Here is a 16,032-nt window from a genome sequence, read left to right on the forward strand (position 1 = left end):
TACTTTTGGACTGGAAGGAAAGTGCTTAAAGGCCGAAGCGCTCTTTGATGAGTTCATCGTTGCTACGGAAGAAGTCGTAGAAAGCCTTGAACGTTATTCCCAGGACCACCGGGAGAACCAATCCCCACGGGTTGAATCCGGCTTCAGCTGGCTTGCTGGGCTCGGAGGGTTTCGATGGTTTCGATGGCTTCGACGGGCTCTCCGTTGGCTTAGACGGCTTTTCCGAGGGAGCTTCGGAAGGTTCGTCGGACGAATTTTTAGCGGAGCAGGACTCTACAGCTTCATCACCAATGGCGAAGGTCAAGGTTTGTGGCTCAGAGGAAAATTCTTTGCCGTCCTTAGTGGTGGCGGAGTAGGTGGCCTCGAACGTGTACATACCTGGCTTGGTAAAGGCCCAGTGGGTATGAGTGTGGGAGGCAAACGTCGTCTCGATGGAATAATCCTTTTCTGCCGAATTGGCGAGAACCCGGAAATCACTTCCTATGTCTCCACCTATGAAGGCACCCCATTCGGCTCCTTCAGGAACGTCGGTGGGTTTGAGATTGAGGTTGATGGTCTTGTCCTTGATATTGGAATAATCCAATTTCTCGGTGTTATAACCCGGCCAGATAATGCTTTGATTCTGGGACTGTGGAAGGTGGTAGAAACGGTCGCCGTCTTTGCCGAGGAAATCAAACTTCTTGCCCTCGAGCCTCTTAGTGCGTGGCGTCAATGCGTTGTCGTGAACACCAAGGACGACATCATCGAGGGAGCGCTCGACTGACTTTTTATCGATCTGAGCGGTATCGTCTTTTAAGACAGTGCGGTAACCCTTCTCATCATCGGTGGGCAGCGCCATGATGTCTACGTGGCCACGGTCCAGTAAGTATTTTTCGCCGCAGCGCTGGTTGTTGCTTGGTTGCGAAGGCTTTGAAGGCTTGTTTTCCCGCGAAGGCTTGGCGCCTTCCGAGGAGTCGTTTTCTTGGGAAGGTGTGGACTCCTCACTAGGTGAGGTGCTGTCTTCTCTTTTGTCCGTTGAAAGCTCTCCGGTGACTTCGTAGTTCTTGTCCCATTCAAAGGACTCAGTGATGACTTTGCTGTCATATCCAGCTTTCACCGTGGGGTGAGGGAGAATTTCGACCTTGCCAAAATAGCCTTCATTGCCCCCAGTGCGCCCGTAAGGAAAGGCGGCTTCGCCGTGGCCATTGACAATAGGCGCCTCGATGTCGACCGTGGGGGCATTATCGGTCTTTTTGCTATATAAGCCGCCTACCATAAGCCCATTAAAGTCTTTATCGTCGGTATCGATAATGATTTTGGTACCGTCTTTGCCTTGCTTGCGCATCCGGATGGTATAGCCAGGCTCGCCCAGTTCCCGTTCCTCGGTGGGAGCAAGTTCGCGCGGATCGGATACTTCTTCCCATTGTTTTTCGGCAGCGGTAGCGGAATCCGTTTCGACCGCCTCGCCTGGGGTAAATTCCAGCTGTTGCGAGATCCACCAAGGCTCCTCTCCGTCTGGGGTAAAGACAGCTTGGATGTTTGAGCTTTCGGGACCCATAAACTCGTCCCACTGCGCCTGGCCGTCTTCTACGTCGAGATCGGTAAGGAAATAGCCATCGATAAACAGCGTCAGGGTACCGCTGGCGTTATTTTCGGCGTCGAAGGAGAAAGTCGTGAGTTGATCGTCGCCGTCTTTCTTGGGATTTTCCTTTTTATCGATGCTGAGGCTGTATCCGGCTTCGGAGGCGTCTCCACTCGAGTTTTCGTTGAAACGATCCTCGAGCTTGGGGGTTTCTTCTTCCTTTGGCTTTTGCCCACCTACCTGGATGGAGATCGTTTGTGGCTCATTGGCAATAAGCTCCCCATCCTTTGTCCGAGCACTGGTCCGATAGGTCAAACGGTAGCGCCCCGGTTTGGTGAACAGGGTGTAATTGTGGGTGTGGGTACCCGCGTGGAGAAAGGCCGAATGCGGGGAGTCCGGGAAAGAACCCAGCATGCGGTGAAGCCCGGTGCCATCTTCACTGTCGTCATTGGTGAATAGTTCGACATCGCCCGGCCCATCAACACTCAGGAGATCTAGATAGGCTTTGCCATCGCGGAAATCTTGGGTCGGAAGCGCAGTATCGGCGCCAAAACCCATCCAGATGGGTTCTTGGTTTGCTGATGCTTGAAAGGGAGCGGTGTAGTACAGGGTTCCTGGTTCGCCGAGATAATCTTGGGAGCCGTTTTGGGGCAGGGCATACATATAATTTTGGCGCCGATTTCCCTCCTCATCGGCTTGGTGATAGCCCTTGCCAATCCACGCCACGGTGTCATCGATAAGCGGCTTTTGCCCACCAAACTCGGAGCGAAGGGTGAAGTTATCGTCTTCCCAGAACGTCTTGGGAGAATCGACGTGGGTTTGGGTGGCGATGTGCTTTCCGTCATCTGGGCCGGCGAAAGCAGTCGCTGGCGAGATGAGAGCTACGGTGCTCAATGTGGCGATAATGCGGGTACGGGTAGAAATCACCAGCGGTTCCCTTTCTGCAGTTCTCTTCAGTTCATCTGACACTATAGAAAATGATTCTCATAGTGTGTTAGTTGATTTGAAAACGGTTACATTTAACCTGTGTAGACGTAGTGAACATCATCGCCTGCTACCCCTTTTTGTGTGGGGTAGGGAAGGATGGTGCACTAGTGGATAGTGACGTTCTTTTAGGGCATTCGGGCTGGTGTCATGTGTTTGTCCGTGCTCCACTACGATGGTCACCATGACTGAAGTTCGCGTAAGATTTTGCCCATCTCCAACCGGTACGCCGCACGTAGGTATGGTCCGAACTGCCCTGTTTAACTGGGCGTATGCACGCCATACCGGTGGCAAGCTAATTTTCCGCATCGAAGATACTGATGCGGCCCGTGACTCCGAAGAGTCCTACCAGGCGATCATTGATTCCTTGACCTGGCTCGGATTGGGCTGGGACGAGGGCGTCAATGTAGGCGGCCCGCATGAACCGTACCGGCAGTCTCAGCGCATGGATATTTATAAAGATGTGCTCAATAAGCTTATCGATGCCGGACATGTCTACCCCGCTTACTCCACCGCGGAAGAAGTAGAAGAGCGGCACAAGGCCGCCGGCCGCGATCCCAAGTTGGGCTATGACAACTACGACCGCGACCTGACGCAGGAACAGATCGATGCCTTCGAGGCCGAAGGCCGCAAGCCCGTCTGGCGCCTGCGCATGCCGGACAAGGATTGGTCCTGGACCGACCTTGTACGCGGTGAGATGTCCTTCAAGTCCGAAACGCAGCCTGACTATGTGGTGGCGCGCTCCAACGGCGCCCCGCTCTACACCCTGGTCAACCCAGTGGATGACGCGCTGATGCGCATCACTTACGTGCTGCGCGGCGAGGATCTGCTTTCATCCACCCCGCGCCAGCTGGCCATGTATGAGGTGCTGAAGGAAATTGGCATCGCGGAATTTACCCCAGAGTTTGGACACCTTCCCTTCGTGATGGGCGAGGGGAAGAAAAAGCTGTCCAAGCGCGACCCACAGTCCAACCTCTTCAACCACCGCGATAACGGCATTATCCCGGAGGGCATGCTCAACTACCTGTCACTGTTGGGTTGGTCTTTGTCCGCGGATCAGGACATCTTCAGCATGGACGAGCTAATTGAGAACTTCGATGTCAATGATGTTCTGGGCAACCCTGCGCGCTTTGATCAGAAGAAGCTCGAGGCGATCAACGCCGATCACATTCGCCTGCTCGAACCCGAGGAATTTGCCTTCCGTCTGCGCAACTACCTGACGGAGTACACGGACTTCCCGGCCGATTATGACGGCGAGAAATTCGCCTTCGCCGCGGACTTGGTGCAAACGCGCATTAAGACACTTGCCGATGCCTACGGGTTACTCAGCTTCCTTATCACCCCCGATGCTGAGCTCACCCTGGATGAAAAGGCGGCCAAGAAGAACCTGAAGGAGGACGCCGTCCAGCCGCTTGAGCTGGGCATTGACACCCTTGAAGCGGTAGAGGAATGGAAGACCGACGCTATCGAGGCAGCGCTGTCCAAGGCGCTCATCGAGGACCTAGAGCTAAAGCCGCGCAAGGCCTACGGCGCGCTGCGTGTAGCCATCTCCGGCGCTCAGGTGTCGCCGCCGCTCTTTGAGTCCATGGAGCTTCTGGGTAAGGAGTCCACCTTGGCGCGCCTGCGCGCTGCCCGCGAGGCAACTCCGTACGTTCCGGCCGCCGAGTAATACCGGAACCGTCAGAAACCTGACGGAGAAACCCCGCTAAAGCGGCGGATGAACATCGAACTTACACAGATGTCATCCGCCGCTTTATTTTATCTCTAAGAAAACGCCTAAAAATGCCGGTTGTGCTGGCGATTTGGCGCATTGGGCAACGATCATTATAGTTATAACACGTTGCAGCGAGCAAGGGAGCGCAGCCGGTAACGGTGCGGTTCCAAGCGAGTGAGCAAATGGCCTATGGTGTAATTGGCAACACAGCGGTTTCTGGTACCGCCATTCTAGGTTCGAGTCCTGGTAGGCCAGCAGTGAAAATGCTTTTAAAGCAGGCTCACTAGTTCTATGCCCCGTTCGTCTAGAGGCCTAGGACGCCGGCCTCTCACGCCGGTAACACGGGTTCGAATCCCGTACGGGGTACAAATAAAATAATTCCTCCAGCCACTGCGGTTGGAGGAATTTTTCGTATGTGCGCTTGCGGCTTAATCGGGGGTTAAACGACAAAATGTGTTGTTTTCCGGCGTGTCGGGGTAAACGACATTTTGTGTTGGTGGACTGCGTGGTTTAGGGCACGTGGCCTTTGCGTATTCCCATAGAGTGGTTGTAGGCACTGTCGAAAGTTGCTGGTCGGCCGTATTCAAGGCCGCTGGTGGCTTGTGTTTCTTGGCTGGCTAGGGTGTCCACTTTGGCATGTGGGTCTGCCCCCTGATGCGTCCACTTTCCTGGGTCGGCCTCTAGCGCGAGTGTCAGTGGCTTTACAGGCGTTCCATCGCCTTCGCTGGCGGATTGGTGCTTGTAGTCCCGTATTTTGGTGCACACCTCGCTACAGACGGGGCATCGAGGATGATTCTTACTCATCCATTCATCGTGAACCTCAGCGCTTAGCACATCAGCATGCCCCCCGGCGGTATTTCAGGTCCGAGGCTGCGTTATCCCTCCGGATAAGTGAAATAGTCCTAATATCAGCAGGCCAGACGTGCTAATCATATAACTTCACCAACACATCCTGTCGTTTAGGCCTTAATCGGGACCAAAGTGGGTCTTAACTGGGGGATTTACTGGTGCGAATTTCCTTACTATCTGCTGATTTGTATTGTGTTTACCCATCGTTTACTGTTTAACGAGTCCGCAGCAAGCAAGCTTTAAGCAATACAGCTTTTGATTTGCCTGCTACGCGCGAACGAGCCCCGTTCGTCTAGCGGCCTAGGACGCCGGCCTCTCACGCCGGTAACACGGGTTCAAATCCCGTACGGGGTACATATATTGGCTGCGAGCGTTAAAGCTCGCAGCCTTTTTCTTTTGCTATTTTCTTCTCGCGTGTCCTGGAGCGCTTAAACGGCTCTTCCTGCGCCGCATTGAGCAGCGCGCTTTGGGGAGCACGGTGGGCGAGGAAGGGGCATCGGAAAGCGCCTGCTTTAGCCGCAGCCCGCCCTTCGCGCTCACGAACTCAGCGAGGACTGGGGCGGGGTCAGCTGCCTGTGAGCGCCAAGGGAGGGGGATGGGTCCGCCACTGCAAAAACAACGCCCAGCGAGCCTCTCAGGCTGCACTGGGCGTTGTGTGTAGGTGTGGTGGCTAGGCCATGACCTTCGTCTTCTTAATCGCCTTCTGGAGGCGCTTGTGATAGTTATCCATGGCGGGGCGCAAGAACAGGCCGAGGATAAGCGCCGGGATGGCGAAGAGGAGGAGCATGCCGAGCTCGCGGAGGATATCGGCCTCATAAATGCCGGCGATGGCGCTGCGGAATGCGTCGATGCCGTAGGTGGCCGGCAGCCACGGGCTGACATTTTGGAACCACTCTGGAAGCAGCGGCAGGGGATAGGCGCCGCCGGAACCGGAGACTTGGATAACCAAGAGCAGCACCGCGAGCGCCTTGCCCGCGCTATCGAATGTGATAACCAGTGAATAGATTATCAACATAAACACCAGTGTGATTATCCACGAGGCAAAGAGCATCATGAATGGGTGCTCGGGCTCGATCTCCACGAAGAAAATCAGGCTGAGGACCACAAGGGTGGATTGGGCGATGCCGATGAGCCCGAAGGTGATGAAGCGGCCCAAGAAGACTTGGTTCCTGGTGAAGTGATCCTTCTTGTCGAGGTTTTCGTTCTTCTTCAAGTATTTGCGCTCGGCGTTGGTGTGTACCAGCACGCAGGCGAGCAGGGCGCCGACCCACAGTGAGAGCGTGAGGTAGAACGGCGTCATGCCAACACCGAAGGCGGCAACCTCGTAGATGGGCTGGCGGTCCACATTGACCGGTGAGGCGATGCGGGAGGCCAGTAGCTCGGGATCATCGCCGATGAGATCGGCGAGCTGGCTGAGATCGCCGCCGTCGCGGATCTCATCGATCTTTTGGCTGAGCTCACCAAAGCGGGCCGCCTGCTGCTGCAGGGTGCCGGATAGGCCGGCGGTCATATCGCGGGCGCGGACGAGGGCATCGTTGTCATTAGAGATGGTATTGCGGACGCCCGCGATATCGCGCTTGACCGCATCGATATCGTTGGCCACCGTGCCCACGCTATCGCCCAAGGCTGCTAACTGCGGCTTGAGGTTGGAGTTATAGGAGTTGCGGGCGTTTTGTACGGCCTGCTTGGCGCTGGCAATCGCAGCTTGGGTTTGTTGCTTGGACTCTTGGGACTTTCCGCCGTTGTCGATGTTATTGGCCGTGGAGGTCAAGGAATCGTGCAGCGCATTGCTTTGGGCGATGCTGGCATCGAGTTGCCCCATGACGGCCTTATATCCCGCTGCCACGGGGGCGGGAAGATTGACCTTATCCGCTTCCTTTTGGATGCTGTCCTTTACGCCTTGGAAAGCAGCGGTTTGCTGTCCCACGCGGTCCGCGGCAGTGCGGAAGGTCTGGGCAGTTTGCGCGGAGGTGGCGCTGGCGTTGTTGAGCAATTCCTCAATCTGCGAGGATAGGGCCTCGTAGCTCTGCGTCGTCGCGGCAAGGGACGCGTCCAAAGAACCAGTGGACTCATCCAGCGTGGATTTGAGGATGTCGATGGGGGACTCGCCGTTGTCATTCGTGGTGCTGGAAGCCTGGTTTCCCGCCTCATTCAGGATGTTATTGGCGGCTCGGGTCAGCGGAATGGTGGAATCAACCAGATTACTTAGCGCCATGACCGTGCCTGAGGCCGCATCGAGGCGCGATTGCACCGTGTTGACGCGGTGGTGCACGTTATTGAGCGCGGCTTGGGTTTCACCCTCATCCAAGTACTGGTCCAATGAGGAAATGACGCCAAGGCCCACATTGGACACGACGCGGGTGAAGGACTCGTCGATCTTTTCGATCACGCCGGTAGCGCTGCGCTGGGTAATCGTGGTCGACAGCGCGTTCTTCTTCTCATTGGTGTAAAGATTCAGCTTGCTCGGCTCGGTGCCTTCCACATAGAAGGTAAGGAGGTTGGCGCTAAAGTCCTTGGGCAAGACGATGCCGGCGTAGTACTCGCCGGACTTGGTGCCCTCAATGGCATCGTCGCTATTTGTAAGGACCCAGTTGATATCATCGTTGCGGCTGAGCTGGGATAAAACCTCATCGCCTAGGTTGAGTTTGAGCGAAGCTAGGTCGCTTTGGTGGCCTTTGTCCTCACTGGCGACGGCGATTTTGAGCTGTTTGGTATTGGCAAACGGGTCCCAGCTGGCGAGCACGTTAAAGGTGGTAAAAAGCAGCGGGATAATGGCGAGGCCGAAAATGATGACGGCGGTCATTACGTTGCCACGGATGGCCTTGAGGTCATCGCGGAGAATGGTCAGGATGTTGTTCATGACTTATCTCCCTTTCCGGATTCTTCGCCGCCGTCGGCGGGCTTATCTGCAGTATCGCCCTGCGATTGTGGGGTAGAAGATATTTCGGCGTGTTTATCCGACTGCACATCTTCTAGCCGATACTGATTGGGGTTTCGGCGTTGATGCTCAAGGTGCTGCTGGATTTCCTCATCGCTGAGGTCTGCCAGGCGGTTATCGTGCGCGATGCTTTGCTTCACGTATTCCAGCGAACAAATGGTCGCGACCGCAATCAGCGCCACGAGGCAGGCAATGCCGAAGATGATCGCCTTTTGATCCGGCATGAACCGGGAGCAAATAACGAGCACGGTAACCAAGGCCAAGCCAATGGCGATGGTCAACTTCATCAACTGAGAATAATTCTTCCGCGCGGTCATCCACTTGGTATCCAAGCTCTTTTGATATCCCTCGCGGTCCGCGGAGGCATACAACAGATCGGTGAAGCGGTAGCGGCTGCCGATGAGGTGGACCTGCTCGTTGATGACGAGCCCGCCCTTGGCCAGCTCGTCATTGACCAGCATGGTGACGTTGGACAACCCGCGCCTTAAAAAGGTGCCCATGAGGTAGGCGATAGCCGCCATGCCGGTCAGCGCGGCGATGTCGCGGATGTAATGGGTGCCGTAGAACCCACCCACGGTCTCGCGCATGGCGTCGATGCCGTAGGTAAAGGGCAAGAAGGGGTGGACGGCGCGGAAGAAGTCCGGCGTCATCTCGATGGGATACAGGCCCGATGCGCCGGGAATTTGGATGAAGGCGAGGACCACCGCGATACCGCGGCCCACGTGGCCAAATGTCGAGACCAAGCCATAGGTAATGCTGAGGTAGCACAGGCTGATGAATACGGAGGTAAGGACATAGGCGGTGGCGCTGACGTGCTCCACGCCAATGACCAAGTTACCGATGGACACGATTAGCGCCTGGGCAATGGCGAAAAAGCCGAGGAGCAAGAAGCGCGCGAAATAGGCCTTATTGATGGTCAGATCCCGGCGGCCCTGCGGGTCAACCTCGGCGCGGAAAATGATCAAAAGCATGAAGGCACCGATCCACAGCGTGAGGTTGATAAACAGCGAGGACATGCCGGAGCCGTAGTGGGTAACGGGGAAGACCGCGTGGCTTTCCATCTCTGCGGGCGAGGAGAGGAAGGAAGATACGTGGTCCGTATCAAGGCCATTGACGGACTTCAGCACGGTGTTATTAGTGGCCGTGTTGCTCAAGGCAATGACATCGGTCCGCGCGGAACGCAGGCCTTCCTCGACGCGGTCCAGGTCGACTGAGAAGCGCTTTACCACTTCTTGGGCGTGGGTCAGCTGCTCGTCGACGCCCCCGAGAAGCCCGTCCGTTTGCCCAACCAGCGCCTTCTGGCTGTTGAGCGAGGCAGATAGGCGCCCGGCCGTAGCGGAGACATTAGAAAGCGCGGAATTGAGCTTAGGCAGGCCGTTGGCCACGTCATCGCGGAGTCCATGGGAATCATCGCGCGCTTGGGAGGCCATGGAATTGAGCAATTCTGAGGTCTTATTCAGTGAATCCAGGGTGGCATTGGTATCGCTATTGAGGGAATCAAGCTCGCCTAGCACCGCGCGGTTTTGGTTATTGCGGTCGCGCAGCTCAGAGACCGACTGGTTGATCTGCTGGGATACCTCTGGGGGAAGGGCCGGAAGGGCAGCGACACCGGCTAATTGGTCGATGGCCTTATCGGCTTGACCAAGGATGCCCTGTGCGCCGTCGGTCGCGGCATCGACGCGGTTGAGAGCGCCGTTTAACTTCCCTGTGACAGAACCGATATTGGCATTGGCGTTCGCGGTGCCATCGGCAAGCGCAGTCGTGCCTTGGATATAAGCGGCGGTGGCATCGTCAGCGAAGGAGGTTACTTCCTTTTGCACCTCGTCGGTCAAGGCGGTGACCTGGTTTAAGGCCTGCTGCGCGTCATCGATCGTGGTCTGCACGGAGCCTAGGGACTTGCGCGCCTGCGCGATGGTGGGGCGGGCATCGTCGATAGTGGCCGTGACATCCGTGAGGGAATTGCGGGAATTGGCCACGGTATCGGCGGTCTCTGAGAAGGAATTCGCGGTATTGCCCGCGGTGCTATTGATCTTATCGCTGAGATCGCCGCCGGAATTCCTCAACTCGGTGGCTACAGATTTCGCGACATTTTCATTAAACGTGGCGCTAATCGTGGTTTCGAGAGTAGAAGAACCGGAGTCAGTGACTTTGGGGGCAATGGCATTGATCTTCTCATTGACCTGATACTCCAAGGTGGGTTGAGAGTACGTGCCCTCGAAGAGGCTGACAAAGTCAGAAGAAAAATCCTCCGGGACGATGATGGAGGCAAAAACATCGCCGGATTTCACCGCGTGCTCGGCTTCGCCGCGGTCCATAAACTGCCAGCCGAGTTTGTCGTTGTTGTGCAGCTTTTCCATCATCTGCCCGCCGACGTCAATATCGCCGGTGAGATCTGACGAGGCACCCTTGTCCTCATTCACCACGGCTACCTTGAGGTGTTCGGTATTGCCATAGGGATCCCAAAAACCGGAGACGTTGACCCAAGAATATAAGGCAGGGGTAATCATCAAACCGATGAGAATCACCCAGACTTGTGGCGTCCGCCACAGGCGGACGAAGTCTTGGAGAAAAAGCTTCCAACTAGTAATCACTCGAAAGACCGTAGCACCGAAACGGTGTTAACTAATAGTCAAGCAGGCAGATTCCGCGAAATTGATAGCTTGGTTACCTCTCAGTCACCGTGCTTTGCGCATCAATGCGGCTAGGGTTAATAAAAGGTTAATTCACGCTGGGCTAATGCGTAGAAAAGCACCGCGATAATCCATGCATCGAAGCGGTGGATTATCGCGGCGCTAGGGCACTGCGGGGCGCTTGGCGGCGAGGCTTAGTGCTCGTCGTAGTGATCGCCGTGAGCGGCGTGGCGGTGGCCGTCGTGGATGTAGTCAACGTGGTCACCGTGGGGGACGGCAACGTGGCCGCAGCCTTCGCCGTGGGTGTGCTCGCTGTGTGGCTCAGCCTCGACGTGCTCAGTGGTCTCGCACTCGTCCCAGTGGCCTTCGTGCTCGCGGTGGATGTGGCCATCGTGCACGAAGTCGGTGTGATCCTCGTGTGGGAAGGCAACGTGGCCGCAGCCTTCACCGTGAGTGTGCTCGTGTTCAGTGTGGGTAGCGTGAGTCATAATCATGAATCCTTTCTGCGCTTTGTGGTTGGGGAGTGTCCTTTTCGTTTTCACTCTGTTTTCATTAAATCATGTTTTCAGTACGGTTTCAATAGCGCGCGGGAGATTTTCGATATTTTTTCATTAGGTCGCGGTGGGGCGGGATGCGTGGAGGTAAAAACATGACAAACCCCTAGGCCAGCGGGTGGCCCAGGGGTAGTGGTGAGGTGGTTGTAAAGCTAGAGCAGTTCCGAAAGTTCTCGGGCGGCGGAGGTAAGCAGGTGGGCGTACTTCTTGGCGGGCGAGGGGCGGAAGCGCTCGGCGGACCCGGAGATGGACAGTGCCGCGCGAAAAACACCGGAAGAATCAAAGACGGGAGCGGAAATGGAGGCTAGGCCAGCTTCGCGCTCCTCGATGGATTCTGCATAGCCCTGGCGGCGAGCGGCTTCCACATCGGCGGCGCTGAATTGCGCGGCGTCTAGGGGAAAGTCCACATAGCCTGCGATAATGCGGGCTGCAGAGCCGGAGGTCAGCGGCAGCTGGCGGCCTACTGGGACCACGTTGTGTAGGCCGGACGTGGGTTCGCGGGTGGCAATGCAGGTGCGGGTGGTGCCCGTGAACTCATAAAGCTGAATGGACTCGCCGGTGCGGTTGAGGAGTTGGTCCATGATGGGGCCCGCAACTTCTAGTATGTGATCGCGGTTGCCGGGAAGTGCGGGGCCGGCCTTCCACTTTCCTTCAGGGGTGCGGACAAGGATGCGGTGTGCCTCTAGTGCGGTGGCCAGCCGGTGCGTCGTCGCCCGAGGTAGCCCCGTGGTTTCGCATAACTCATTAAGGGTCGATGGATGGTTCGCGGCGGCCATCATGATGGCCATTGCACGATCTAGTACCTTAATGCCGGAAACTGCGCTATACTCTCCCATATAATGAAATCTACGTCCCAAATTATGAGATTTCAAGTGTGGAGTGATGTTTATGAACCAGAAGCTGACCTTGGCTGAAAAAGTATGGCGCGACCACGTTGTCCAAGAGGGTGATGCAGGTGCACCAGACCTTATCTATATTGACTTTCAACTTTTGCACGAAGTTACCAGCCCGCAGGCCTTTGATGGGCTGCGACTGCAAGGTCGCACTATGCGGCACCCAGAATTGCACCTGGCAACCGAGGACCACAACGTGCCGACGCTGGGGATTAAATCTGGCAACCTCTTAGAGATTAAGGATGAGGTATCGCGGACCCAAGTTTCCACCTTGCGCAAGAACTGCGAAGAATTTGGCGTGCGGTTGCACGCGATGGGCGATGAGCAGCAAGGCATCGTGCACACCGTGGGCCCACAGCTGGGCATTACCCAGCCCGGCATGACGATTGTGTGCGGCGACTCGCATACCTCTACCCACGGTGCGTTCGGTTCCATCGCCATGGGCATTGGAACCTCAGAGGTAGAGCACGTCATGGCCACCCAGACGCTGTCCTTGAAGCCATTTAAGACGATGGCCATCGAAGTCACCGGGGAATTGCAGGAAGGCGTGTCCGCCAAGGACCTCATCCTTGCCATCATCGCCAAGATTGGCACCGGCGGCGGCCAAGGCTACATCATCGAATACCGCGGTGAAGCCATCCGGAAGATGTCCATGGAAGCCCGCATGACCATCTGCAATATGTCCATTGAAGCCGGCGCCCGTGCCGGTATGGTTGCGCCCGATGAGACGACGTTCGAGTACGTCAAGGGCCGCGAGTTCGCCCCTAAGGGAGCCGACTGGGATGCTGCGGTGGAGTACTGGAAGACGCTGCCTACTGACGATGGCGCCGAATTCGATCGCGTCGTAGAAATCGACGGCTCAGCACTGACACCGTTCGTTACCTGGGGAACGAACCCGGGCCAAGGCCTGCCGCTGGGCGAAACCGTACCGGATCCAGAAGACTTCGGTGATGACAATTCCAAGGCCACCGTGAAAAAGGCATTGGAGTACATGGACCTGCAACCAGGTACCCCACTGCGCGATATCAAGATCGACACCGTCTTCGTGGGATCGTGCACCAATGCCCGCATCGAGGACCTGCGCGCCGCCGCTGAGGTGGTCAAGGGCCGCACCATCGATTCCACTACGCGCATGATCGTGGTTCCTTCCTCCGCGGTGGTCAAGGCCGATGCGGAAAAGGAAGGCCTTGACCGGATTTTCCAAGACTTCGGCGCAGAGTGGCGCACGGCGGGATGCTCCATGTGTTTGGGCATGAACCCCGACCAACTGAAACCAGGGGAGCGCTCCGCATCCACGTCCAACCGTAACTTTGAAGGCCGGCAGGGCCCTGGCGGGCGAACCCACCTCGTTTCCCCACAGGTTGCTGCCGCTACCGCCGTCACCGGATACCTGTCCAGCCCGGCTGACCTGAAATAAGCACGCGAGAAAGGTTGAAACAATGGAGAAATTCATCACCCATACCGGCACCGGAGTCCCGCTGCGGGCGTCCAACGTGGATACGGATCAAATCATCCCCGCGCGCTACCTCAAATCGGTCAAGCGCACGGGCTTTGCGGAGGGGCTGTTTTCCAACTGGCGCGCCGATTCCACCTTCGTACTTAACCAGGAGCAGTTCAAGGACGGCTCCGTTCTCTTCGCTGGCCGCGACTTCGGCACCGGTTCCTCGCGCGAGCACGCAGTGTGGGCCTTGCGCGAATACGGTTTTAAGGCGGTCTTCTCTTCCCGTTTTGCGGATATCTTCCGCGGTAACTCGGGAAAGTCTGGTTTGCTTACCGGGTTGATGGAACAAGAAGACATCGAGCTTATTTGGAAGCAGCTGGAAGCGGGGGAAACCCAAGTCACGGTCGATCTGGAGGCGCGTACCGTTCAGGTTGGCGAAAACACCTACTCATTCGACATCGATGACTACACGCGCTGGCGCCTGATGGAAGGCCTTGATGACATCGGCATCACCCTGCGCGATGAAGAGGCGATCACGAGCTTCGAGAACTCCCGCGCCAGCTTTAAGCCCGCGGTTCACCCGGAATAGCGGCAGCACCGTAGCCGTGAAACGGGATTATCCACTATTGTCTGCGGTATGACTTCGCCTTATTCCGGTTCACGCGACCACGACGGATACAATCCCTATTCCCAGCAGCCCTATTCAAATGGGCAGCCGGGATATTCCGGCGAGCCGCCCGCCCCAGGCGGCATAGATACCGTCAGCATCATCGGCGATAGCTTCCGCTATTTCGGCCGCAATTGGGTGCCGTGGCTTTTTGCCCCGCTCGTGCAGATGGTCGTCCTTTTTGTCGCTTACGCCGTAATCGCCGTAGTCTTTGCCGCCGGTGGCGGATCTCTTTCCATCGAGGCGTCGACCGAGGGAGCCTTAGACGGTTCCCTTGGCGTACTGGGCGTGCTGTTACTTATTCTCGGGGTAATAGCCCTGTTAGTTATTTATCTGTGGGCAAACGCCATCTGGTACCAAGCCGCTACTAAGCAGGTCAACGGCCAGGACTTAACTTTCGGGGATTTCTTTACCGTTAAGGGCATGGGCGGCATCATGCTGGCATACCTCGTGACCAGCGTGGTCATCGGCATGGGCTTTGTCTTGCTCATAATCCCCGGACTTTTCGCCCTGTTCTTCTGGTGGTGGGTCCCAGCCGTCAAGGCAGCACGCCCTGACCTAGGCCTAGGGGCCTGCTTTAAGCTTTCCGCGGAGATCGCAAAGAGGAACATCGGCACCACCTTCCTGGTGGGCATCGTCCTCATCATCCTTTACATGGCGCTGGGCTCAACCGTGGTGGGCATCGTCGTGCTGCCGGGGCTCATGGCTTTGGCCCCCACCTTGTTCGTGCGCCGCAACCTCGGCATGCACGGCTAGGGAGGCGGGGGCTCGCTCGCCTCAAGCCAGCTAGCGCCAAGCCAGCTAGCGCACCGGCAGGGGGCTGGGAAGATAATCTGCCCCGGTTAATTCACCATTATTGAAGGACAAGACCCACACCGAGGCCTTTTTAAACTTCAATTCCTCCTGTGGCTTCTTGAGGAATTGCGGCGCCAAATCCTCGATGATGCCGGGGATGGTCTGTCCCTGGCTGATAATGACCGGCACCCCGCCGTCTTCAACTACGCGGCGGAAAGCCTTCTTGGCGGCCGCCGGGTTCTTTTCCCATGACTCGTCGCCAAAGTCCTTATTAATGGCGATGTCCTTGCCCAGTTCGTCGGCAAGCGGCGCGGCGGTTTGCTGGCACCGGTGCGGGCGAGCGGAATAGATCGCGGTGGGATGATAGGCCGCCAGCATGGGCACGAGCATTTCTGCTTGCCGACGCCCCTTCTTATCCAAAGGCCGCAGGTTGTCATCGCCCTCCCACTTCTTACGGTCGTGGGCGTGGGCATGGCGAACGTATAAGACGCGCGTTGTGGGGGCGAGCTGCAGTCGCTTTTGCGCCTTGGCGACGACGTCGTTGTCCACGTCATAGGACAAAAGCTGCTGTGCTTGGTCAATGGGGACCCAACGCAGCTCATCGGTCTCATCATTGGGGGTATAGGTGCCGCTGAGGTAGAACGCCGCCCAGTAATAGACCACCTTGGTGCGCCCCTGCACGGGGTAGGTGACCTTGCCAATCAACTTGCCCAGGCGTACGTGGAAGCCGGTTTCTTCCTCAATTTCGCGCGCCGCGGTAGTGGGTAGGGATTCGCCTGGATCCACCTTTCCCTTGGGCAGGGACCAATCGTCGTAATGCGGGCGGTGGATGAGTGCGATCTCTGGCTTCGCGGGGTCGCCGCGCCAGACTACGGCGCCGGCGGCAAGGGTAGTGCGGGGAAATTCCTTGGCAGGATCCACCGGAATTTCTTGGTGCCGGCCGGAAATGAATTTTTCGGACTTTTTATCTTTATCGGTCTCGTGCATCTTCTTCGCGCTCGGCATA

At 56.9% G+C, this 16,032-nt stretch carries 10 protein-coding genes and 3 tRNA genes; 7 read left to right on the forward strand and 6 right to left on the reverse strand.

The annotated features are described in order from the left end of the window. Positions 1-25: 25 nt before the first annotated feature. Positions 26-2,488, reverse strand: a complete 2,463-nt coding sequence (locus HMPREF1287_RS01845; RefSeq protein ID WP_034653668.1) for a choice-of-anchor M domain-containing protein — start codon at positions 2,486-2,488, stop codon at positions 26-28. A 232-nt stretch (positions 2,489-2,720) separates the two neighbouring features. Here HMPREF1287_RS01845 and gltX point away from each other — a divergent pair, with 232 nt between their 5' ends. The 4 genes from gltX to HMPREF1287_RS01865 all read left to right on the forward strand — a co-directional run bounded on the left by gltX (position 2,721) and on the right by HMPREF1287_RS01865 (position 5,462). After that, a complete protein-coding gene (gltX, locus tag HMPREF1287_RS01850) occupies positions 2,721-4,214 on the forward strand; it encodes a glutamate--tRNA ligase (RefSeq protein ID WP_084519573.1) in 1,494 nt (497 codons plus the stop codon). Positions 4,215-4,442: 228 nt separating this feature from the next. Further along, a tRNA-Gln gene (locus tag HMPREF1287_RS01855) sits at positions 4,443-4,514 on the forward strand. Positions 4,515-4,552: 38 nt separating this feature from the next. Beyond that, positions 4,553-4,625, forward strand: a tRNA-Glu gene (locus HMPREF1287_RS01860). Positions 4,626-5,389: 764 nt separating this feature from the next. Next, positions 5,390-5,462 (forward strand) — tRNA-Glu (locus HMPREF1287_RS01865). A 316-nt stretch (positions 5,463-5,778) separates the two neighbouring features. On the opposite strand, the gene HMPREF1287_RS01870 is transcribed toward HMPREF1287_RS01865, so the two are convergent. From HMPREF1287_RS01870 to HMPREF1287_RS01885, 4 genes are all read right to left on the reverse strand, one after another. Further along, the gene (locus tag HMPREF1287_RS01870; RefSeq protein ID WP_023017838.1) at positions 5,779-7,968 is read right to left on the reverse strand and encodes a YhgE/Pip domain-containing protein; all 2,190 of its coding nucleotides are present in this window, start codon (positions 7,966-7,968) and stop codon (positions 5,779-5,781) included. Next, positions 7,965-10,637: a YhgE/Pip domain-containing protein gene (locus tag HMPREF1287_RS01875; RefSeq protein WP_023017839.1), complete on the reverse strand. Its 2,673-nt coding sequence runs from the start codon at positions 10,635-10,637 to the stop codon at positions 7,965-7,967. The genes HMPREF1287_RS01870 and HMPREF1287_RS01875 overlap by 4 nt, the downstream gene beginning before the upstream one ends. Before the next feature lie 233 nt (positions 10,638-10,870). Further along, positions 10,871-11,164, reverse strand: coding sequence for a hypothetical protein (locus HMPREF1287_RS01880; protein ID WP_005282583.1), 294 nt, complete (start codon positions 11,162-11,164; stop codon positions 10,871-10,873). A 218-nt stretch (positions 11,165-11,382) separates the two neighbouring features. After that, the gene (locus HMPREF1287_RS01885; RefSeq protein ID WP_023017840.1) at positions 11,383-12,066 is read right to left on the reverse strand and encodes an IclR family transcriptional regulator; all 684 of its coding nucleotides are present in this window, start codon (positions 12,064-12,066) and stop codon (positions 11,383-11,385) included. 52 nt (positions 12,067-12,118) lie between these two features. Here HMPREF1287_RS01885 and leuC point away from each other — a divergent pair, with 52 nt between their 5' ends. The 3 genes from leuC to HMPREF1287_RS01900 are packed head-to-tail and all read left to right on the forward strand — an operon-like array spanning position 12,119 to position 14,987. Beyond that, positions 12,119-13,540, forward strand: coding sequence for a 3-isopropylmalate dehydratase large subunit (gene leuC, locus HMPREF1287_RS01890; RefSeq protein ID WP_023017841.1), 1,422 nt, complete (start codon positions 12,119-12,121; stop codon positions 13,538-13,540). Between the two features lie 22 nt (positions 13,541-13,562). Then, the gene (gene leuD, locus HMPREF1287_RS01895; RefSeq protein ID WP_005282590.1) at positions 13,563-14,153 is read left to right on the forward strand and encodes a 3-isopropylmalate dehydratase small subunit; all 591 of its coding nucleotides are present in this window, start codon (positions 13,563-13,565) and stop codon (positions 14,151-14,153) included. Between the two features lie 48 nt (positions 14,154-14,201). Further along, complete coding sequence (locus HMPREF1287_RS01900) at positions 14,202-14,987, forward strand: hypothetical protein (protein ID WP_023017842.1); 786 nt, start codon at positions 14,202-14,204, stop codon at positions 14,985-14,987. A gap of 45 nt (positions 14,988-15,032) precedes the next feature. Here the strand turns inward: HMPREF1287_RS01900 and HMPREF1287_RS01905 are convergent, their stop codons facing one another. Continuing rightward, on the reverse strand, positions 15,033-16,031 hold the full coding sequence (locus tag HMPREF1287_RS01905; protein WP_023017843.1) for a bifunctional NUDIX hydrolase/histidine phosphatase family protein: 999 nt from the start codon (positions 16,029-16,031) through the stop codon (positions 15,033-15,035). Position 16,032: the final 1 nt, after the last annotated feature.

It is taken from the genome of Corynebacterium sp. KPL1986 (assembly GCF_000477975.1).
GTDB classification, from domain to species: domain Bacteria; phylum Actinomycetota; class Actinomycetes; order Mycobacteriales; family Mycobacteriaceae; genus Corynebacterium; species Corynebacterium accolens.

Excerpts from the sequence above, each read along its gene's own strand:
- HMPREF1287_RS01900 (WP_023017842.1), top strand. The coding sequence starts at position 14,202 with ATGACTTCGCCTTATTCCGGTTCACGCGACCACGACGGATACAATCCC.
- HMPREF1287_RS01905 (WP_023017843.1), bottom strand. The coding sequence starts at position 16,031 with ATGCCGAGCGCGAAGAAGATGCACGAGACCGATAAAGATAAAAAGTCC.
- HMPREF1287_RS01885 (WP_023017840.1), bottom strand. The coding sequence starts at position 12,066 with ATGGGAGAGTATAGCGCAGTTTCCGGCATTAAGGTACTAGATCGTGCA.
- gltX (WP_084519573.1), top strand. The coding sequence starts at position 2,721 with ATGGTCACCATGACTGAAGTTCGCGTAAGATTTTGCCCATCTCCAACC.
- leuD (WP_005282590.1), top strand. The coding sequence starts at position 13,563 with ATGGAGAAATTCATCACCCATACCGGCACCGGAGTCCCGCTGCGGGCG.
- leuC (WP_023017841.1), top strand. The coding sequence starts at position 12,119 with ATGAACCAGAAGCTGACCTTGGCTGAAAAAGTATGGCGCGACCACGTT.
- HMPREF1287_RS01880 (WP_005282583.1), bottom strand. The coding sequence starts at position 11,164 with ATGACTCACGCTACCCACACTGAACACGAGCACACTCACGGTGAAGGC.
- HMPREF1287_RS01870 (WP_023017838.1), bottom strand. The coding sequence starts at position 7,968 with ATGAACAACATCCTGACCATTCTCCGCGATGACCTCAAGGCCATCCGT.